The organism is Oleiphilus sp. HI0061, assembly GCF_001635675.1.
Genome location: NZ_LWFE01001323.1, coordinates 1 through 999 on the forward strand (window position 1 = coordinate 1; position 999 = coordinate 999).

Here is a 999-nt window from a genome sequence, read left to right on the forward strand (position 1 = left end):
AACCAGGGCGAGCACGAGATTTATATCTCATCTGCAGACTGGATGACCCGCAACATCGACCACCGTGTTGAAGTAGGCTGCCCGGTTTACGACAAACAGCTTCAAAAGCAGATTCTGGATATCTTCGAGATTCAATGGTCAGATACCACCAAAGCGCGAATCATCGATGCGAAGCAGACCAATCAATATAAACCACGGGGTAACAAACGTAAGATTCAATCCCAACTGGCGATTCATGATTATATCGCCAAGCTTGAGAAGTGAGGTCATTGGTGCTTGCTTGGGTTTTAGCCTATTACAGGTTAGTAGGAGAGGGCGGAATGGCGGCAAGTTGGACTCTCGGCCCTTCCACACTGTGCCTTCCCGCACCACAACTCCGTCATTCCCGCGCAGGCGGGAATCCATTGTCTTGAATAGAACGCAGCATTTGAAACCGTCGTAGTAATCGAATTAATAAGGTTTGGGTCAAAAACAATGGATCCCCGCATGCGCGAGGATGACAACGGTGGGATATCATAACGTTAGGGGGTAAACATCTAATCGCGAACCGGTACACTTTGGCGTACATCCGACCAAAATCAAAACAAGTACCTATGTCTCGAAATGGCACTTTCCAGTCCAGACCTTATCAACGAGCTAGACCAGTTTCAAAAGATTGGAGAACATTAAAGCCGTGCAAACTAGCAGAGCCTTATTGCTGTTTTTTGAAAGGCAAATAAGTACTCGCATCCTCATAATAAGCTTCGAGCATTTCATTTTCTTTGCTAATAAATTCCGCAACGGGCTCTCGAAACCCTTCTTCAGCCAGCCAGTGGTTTGAGTAAGTATAAGTCGGACGAAAGCCTCGTTGGATTTTATGTTCACCCTGAACTCCGGGGTCAAACCTAGCCAGGCCATTCGCGATACAGTATTCAATCCCTTGATAGTAACAAAGCTCGAAATGAAGATTATTAGCCTCTTCGATACAGCCCCAATAACGACCGTACAAGGCATTATCGC

General features: G+C 46.3%; 2 protein-coding genes. One reads left to right on the forward strand and one right to left on the reverse strand.

Features of this window, described 5'->3' with window-relative positions:
- The coding region (locus A3735_RS20905; RefSeq protein WP_369820545.1) for a hypothetical protein at positions 1-264 on the forward strand (264 nt) is incomplete at its 5' end.
- Positions 265-691: 427 nt separating this feature from the next.
- On the opposite strand, the gene A3735_RS20910 is transcribed toward A3735_RS20905, so the two are convergent.
- Positions 692-999, reverse strand: a 308-nt coding sequence (locus tag A3735_RS20910) for a peptidogalycan biosysnthesis protein (RefSeq protein WP_197485960.1), incomplete at its 5' end; no start/stop codon positions are given.